Origin of the sequence: Rheinheimera sp. (assembly GCF_036568245.1) — a bacterium.
GTDB lineage: Bacteria > Pseudomonadota > Gammaproteobacteria > Enterobacterales > Alteromonadaceae > Alishewanella.
Window position 1 is genome coordinate 1 of the sequence record NZ_DATCSY010000249.1, and the last position, 5,751, is coordinate 5,751.

Annotated in this window: 4 protein-coding genes; 2 read left to right on the forward strand and 2 right to left on the reverse strand. The window is 48.9% G+C overall.

Going from position 1 to position 5,751, the window contains the following annotated elements; translation table 11 throughout:
- Positions 1-191: 191 nt before the first annotated feature.
- Complete coding sequence (locus tag VIN66_RS11430) at positions 192-878, reverse strand: glutathione S-transferase family protein (RefSeq protein WP_331924112.1); 687 nt, start codon at positions 876-878, stop codon at positions 192-194.
- 131 nt (positions 879-1,009) lie between these two features.
- Between VIN66_RS11430 and VIN66_RS11435 the strand changes: the two genes are divergently transcribed.
- Both VIN66_RS11435 and VIN66_RS11440 read left to right on the forward strand, forming a co-directional pair.
- Complete coding sequence (locus VIN66_RS11435; RefSeq protein ID WP_331924113.1) at positions 1,010-1,549, forward strand: YgjV family protein; 540 nt, start codon at positions 1,010-1,012, stop codon at positions 1,547-1,549.
- Between the two features lie 51 nt (positions 1,550-1,600).
- On the forward strand, positions 1,601-2,407 hold the full coding sequence (locus VIN66_RS11440; protein ID WP_331924114.1) for a CLCA_X family protein: 807 nt from the start codon (positions 1,601-1,603) through the stop codon (positions 2,405-2,407).
- A 54-nt stretch (positions 2,408-2,461) separates the two neighbouring features.
- Here VIN66_RS11440 and VIN66_RS11445 read toward each other — a convergent pair whose 3' ends face one another.
- Positions 2,462-5,680: a TonB-dependent receptor gene (locus VIN66_RS11445; RefSeq protein WP_331924115.1), complete on the reverse strand. Its 3,219-nt coding sequence runs from the start codon at positions 5,678-5,680 to the stop codon at positions 2,462-2,464.
- Between the last annotated feature and the right edge of the window lie 71 nt (positions 5,681-5,751).

Here is a 5,751-nt window from a genome sequence, read left to right on the forward strand (position 1 = left end):
ACTTGCGCGAAACGCGTCAGAATTGAGTAAAATAAACCAGCCCCAAGACACAAATAAATGAGCGCCGGGCTCCAGATAATGCCGTTCAGCGCACTAATAAAGCCTTCCATTTCTGTTCCTTATAATTATTTTGCATGAAGATTGTTATACGCCGTCTAATTTGCCACATCAGCCGCCGAATAGCTACGCCGTTAGCTGCTGTGCCGGTAATCTGCGATAACTTGTCCGAAGTTAGCGATTTCTGCATCATGAGCCTGATCCTGCCACGGCTCGGCCAGCGCTTGTTGATACCAATTTTGCATCGCCGGTAAGGCAAGCAGATGATTCAAGTACTGTTTGGCAGTTTCGCTAAACGGCAAGTCGTAGCTTTGCATGCGAAAAGCGACCGGTGCAAAAAACGCATCGGCCGCAGTAAACCGGTTGCCAGCGATAAAGGGGCCACCAAACGTACTCAAGCCTTGCTCAAACAGTTCATTAAGCCTTGTAATATCGCCGCTTAGCGCGTCGGTTATCTTATGCAGTTTTACCCGGTGGCAGCAGCTCATACCACAAGCATTACGTAAGGTGCTGAAACCTGAGTGCATTTCCGCCGCAGCACAGCGGGCGAAAGCGCGGGCTTTAACCTGTTCTGGCCAGACGTCTTTATGCGTTTCGTATAGAAACTCAACAATTGCCAGCGAATCCCAAACCACGATATCTTTTTGTACCAGACACGGCACTTTACCGCTGGGAGAAAAGGTACGGAACTTGTCAAAGTTCCCCTGCTGGCTAAATGGCACCAATTGTTCAATAAATGGAATATTCAATTGCATCATCAACAGCCAGGGCCGCAATGACCAGGACGAGTAGTTTTTATTGGCAATATAAAGTTCTCGCATTGTTCTCTCCTTCACTATACAGACCAGCGCCTTGCTCTTTAGCTCTACGTCGGCGGGATACTTATATCTTATACCTTTGTTGTCATTAGTACTTCGGTAAATTAAGGTACAATAATGCTATCGTATTGGCTGTGTCAGAGTTGCTTTTGCCCGAATTTACCCTGCTGTTTGTCCTCTCACAATCGCTGGCTGCATTGGCCTTCATCAGCGGCATTATCGCCTTTCAGCAACATCAACGTCCGGCTATGCTGAAATTCTGGTTTGTTTCTGCTCTGCTAAATGCCTGCCATTTTGCCGTTTTAGCTCAGTACCAGGCAGCCTTGTTTGTTGGGCTTACGTCGGTACGGTTTCTGGTAGCTGCATTCAGCCCCAGACCACGCTGGATGTACGTTTTTCTGATACTGTCCAGCATGCTGTTTTTTATCAGCTATGCCAGCCCGCTTAACCTGTTGCCTTACCTGGCTGCCATTGTCGGGACCATCGGCAGTTTTCAGAAAAAAGTTATCCTGGTGCGTATTTTAATGGCGATTGGCGCCAGTGCCTGGATAGTGCACAATCTACTGGTTGGCTCGCCGGTTGCCGTATTAATGGAGCTGGCGTTCTTAAGCAGTAATCTGGTCGGCTATATAAGAAGCCGTAAACTGAACCCGGCAGCTGATACGGGCCAATAATCTGATGCTGTAAGCCTTTTGACGGCACAGAATTAACGTTATCATCAGCCTATGTCAGACCTTACCCCACGCATTCAGCGCCAGTATTATCGCAACGGGCCTCCTCATCGCGGCGGAGCCGATGTCAGCTTTGCCGATCTGGTGAAGATATTTGGCTTTAACAGTATTCATATCGGCCGTTGGGTCACAACCGCTGAGCAGCAGTTGGCGGCGAACCTGTTTTTTGACGCTTTTTGCGATTTGCAGCAACTGCTGCAGGTTCCGTCAGAGGTGATATCGCTCAGAGGTACTCTTGCTTTGACTTTCGGTATCGGTGGCCAACCTGGTGTCTGCGCACATTATCAGCCTCAGGGGCGGATCCTGGCGTTGGCTAAAAATGCCGGTGGCGGCAGCCTGGCACACGAGTGGTATCATGCGTTTGATCACTATATTGCCGATAAAATGTTTACACTTTATGATACGCGTAACCAGTTTTCCAGCAGCTGCTGGCTGCAGCATAAGCCTTTAAAACCACATTATTTCAATACGTTGCTAAGCGAGGTTTATCAAAAACTATTTTTGTCAGATAGCGCCGATAGTGAAAGCGGGTTCTTTCGCCACTGCCGGCAACTCGACTCAAAAATGAACCGGTTTTATCTGGCACGGCCGGAGGAAATGGCCGCTAGAGCCTTTGAAAAGGTGTTACAGATGCAGCCTGTGAAAAACAGCTTTCTGGTGTCAGGCACGCTAAAAAGTGACGCCGCTGCACATGGTATTTACCCCGATGACACGCTGACTAATACTCTCGCAGACATTTGGCTACGGTATTTTTCTTTGCTTGGCCACGGGCTAACTAACAAAAATAACAGTTTACGCTGATAAAAAAACGCGCAGTATCAGCACTGCGCGTTTTGTCAGAACAGCAAACAACTATCAGAACACACCGCGCACGCTTAACGCATAGCGACGGTCAGTCGTGAAGTTTAATGCATCTGTTCTTACGCCAGCCTGATTCATCTGATACTGAGTTTTAGTTTCGGTATTCAGCAGGTTGCTGCCTTCGATACCAACTTTCCAGTTGTCATTAATGGAGTAATACAGGCTGGCATCCATCATACCCGATGCTTTAGCGAAGGCCGGAACATATTCTTCAGACTCGCGCAGCGTTAGCAGGTATTCCGAGCGCCAGGTGTAAGCCAGACGGAAGGAAATTTTGTCATACTCGTACATGCCGACGATATTCATATTTTTATCAGAGTAACCTTGCAGTGGTAAACCACTGAACACACGGAAAGTGTTACGGTTATCCGCTATCGGGTTACCATTTTCGTCAAAGCCTAACGTGCCTTCCGAGATCTCGTTCGGGTCTTCCAGGCCGCTCTGATCGATGTATGTAAAGTTAAACTGTAAGCCCAAACCACTCCAGGCTCCGGGCAACATGTCGTAAAACTGCGAGTAAGAGAACTCAACGCCGCGGATAGTGCCTGAGCCGGTATTGGCCGGGCCATAGGCGGACACATCATATTCTTCGCCGTTGTATGTTACATCCAGATTAAACTGCCGGTTACGAATAATGTTATCCAGCTTCTTATGAAACAGACCTGCAGTAACATAACCTGCCGGCGCAAAGTACCACTCGACACTCAAATCAGAGTTTACTGACTCCTCCGGCTCCAGATAAGGGTTACCGGCCAGTGCAGTGACTTCAATATCATCAATGCCAACTACCGGGTTAGTCTCTTCGTCGTAGTCTGCGCCAGGTGTTTGCAGGCGACGGGTATAATCCAGATCCAGTAAGCTGATATTACGTGCATCAACCAGGCTTGGATAATATAAACCTTTAGAGATACCAAAGCGCAGCACGATTTCATCGGTAAGGCCAAAGTTAACGTTGAAACTGGGTAGTATGGTGTCGTAATCGGTGCCCTCAACAGTACTCAACTCCGACTCGCCGCTAGCCAGGTTGTAGTAGCGCAGATACTCCGGTTGCTGCATTACAGCATTGAGCGATGTTCCTGGCTCTCCACGGCGGGTAATTTGCGGCTGAACAAAAGCACCTGTTGATTCCAGTTCATAGCTGACATAACGCAAACCCAGGTTACCTTTAACCGGAATATCCTGATTCACCAGTTCAAAGTCTGTACGCAGATAAAACTCTGTACGTTGTTCATTTGAAGAACTGATATTATGCGCGGCAAAAGGCCCCTCAACACGATTAGGTTTGTCGGCATAAGGCACATAGGTGCCGGTACAAACACCATTATTGGCAGCACTGCTGGTGGCATTATGCCAGCCGTCACGACAGCCCTGGCGTAATGATTCAGCATAATTCCTTACCAGATCCATCTTAGGAAACAGGAAGTTATTCACATTACCCTGCAGCACCTTGCCATTGTAGTAATCAGAAAAATCTACCCGTTCAAATAGCTCCGGCCGGTTTACCGCTGCCGCGGCGTTACGATCGTTCATGTCCCAGGGAGTACCGATAGCAGACCAGCCTTCATAAGCGGTATCACGAACAGTGAGATCCTTATCGCTGTAGTAAAAACCGGTTTTAATGGCAGTAAAAACGCCGTCCAACTCATAAGTAACATCAAACTTATAACTGTCGGCTTTGGCAGTATTATGCTCTTCCTGCTCCATGCCGCTGCCTAAAAACACATTAGGCACAGGGCCATTCCAGTCTGAATTGGGCGACCAGCCAGCGGTAAGAATATTGTCGCTCAGAAATTCAACCGTCGGGCGCTCGCCACGCATATCGAGGAAATAAGGTGACACCACGTGTACATGGTTACCACGGGTCTGGCCGGACATACTGTAGTTGTGTACGACTTTTTCTGAGTCAATATGCTGATAATCTAGCACCAGTGTTAAACGGTCACTCGGTTTTAACTTCAGGTTGAATGAGGTGTCTTTAACGGTATTTTCGTTATAGTTCCAGCGGCTGCGGTAGAAAAACGGTGTTTCCGGGCTGACACCAAGCGCTATACCTGAGGTAACAAAGCCGTTGTCGGTCGTCAGTGGATAGCCATTTTCAAGATCTTCCGTCCAGTTCTGTGAAGAGCCCATAAAACCACGAAAGCCCTGCGCCGCCTGACCAATCTGCCGCTCATTCCATTCCAGAGATGCGTCGGAGTTAATATGTTCCAACGTCGCGACAATAGTATTATCGGTGTTAGCCCACTGCAGCGACGTAGTAAAGCCGGTGCGTTCACGATCGTTGTCTGCTGTGCTCATATGAATGGCCACCGGAACATGCCAGACACTGCCAGCGGGCTGCCCGGGCAAGGCCGGACCGTCGACCGGTGAGCTTGGGTCAACCCCCGTTATTCCGCCCCACTGATCCAGAGTTGGAATGAAAGCATCGCCACGGGAGTGGAAGTTACCCAGCCCTACGCCATCACCACGCGATTTGTATTCAGACCTTGAACCGGCGATTAAAAAGCCGAACTTACCAGCTTTTGTTTCCCAGCTGTCTGAAAACAGCGCCGAGAAAGAGGGTGTAACTTCTTCGCGAAAATCACCGTAATTAGCTTTAGCACTAAAGGCAACTAAACGGTCCGGCGAATCGAATGGTTTACGGGTGATCAGATTTACCGTGCCGGCAATACCACCGGAGATAAGATCCGCGGTCTGATTCTTCACAACCTCTACCGCACCGAGTAACTCAGCGGGAAAATCTTCATAACTTAGTCCGCCCCATGGATTGGCACTGAAGGCGTCACGGCCGTTTACTTCGGAGCGCACACGATCAAGGCCGCGTACCAGCACGCCGGTGCCTTCATCGGCATAATGCTTAGGATCGTCAGATGATGCAAAGCGCTCAATCGTCACACCAGGTACACGTTGCAGTGCTTCAGTCACTGATTTATCCGGTAAAGCACCGATATCTGTGGCGGTGATCACATCTTTTACTGTGTCAGCGTAGCGTTTAAGTTCCTGCGCCGATTGGATACTGCCTCTTATACCTTTTACTTCAATAACCTCTACAGGTTCTTCGCTGTTCTGTGCAATGACATCGCTGTCATTTTGTGGCGACGTCTGTGCTGAGACAGCAAAAGGGCTAAGACCCAGTAACGCAGCCGAAATAGCCAGACTGAGCCTGGCGCGTTTTACACCGCAGGTAATGCTATCGCTGAGTAATTCAGACATGATGTTTTTCTCTTCTGTTCTTGTTTTAATCCGTTTAGCTCGGTCGGCAGCGCAACTACCGGCTAAGCCAC

Excerpts from the sequence above, each read along its gene's own strand:
- VIN66_RS11445 (WP_331924115.1), bottom strand. The coding sequence starts at position 5,680 with ATGTCTGAATTACTCAGCGATAGCATTACCTGCGGTGTAAAACGCGCC.
- VIN66_RS11440 (WP_331924114.1), top strand. The coding sequence starts at position 1,601 with ATGTCAGACCTTACCCCACGCATTCAGCGCCAGTATTATCGCAACGGG.
- VIN66_RS11430 (WP_331924112.1), bottom strand. The coding sequence starts at position 878 with ATGCGAGAACTTTATATTGCCAATAAAAACTACTCGTCCTGGTCATTG.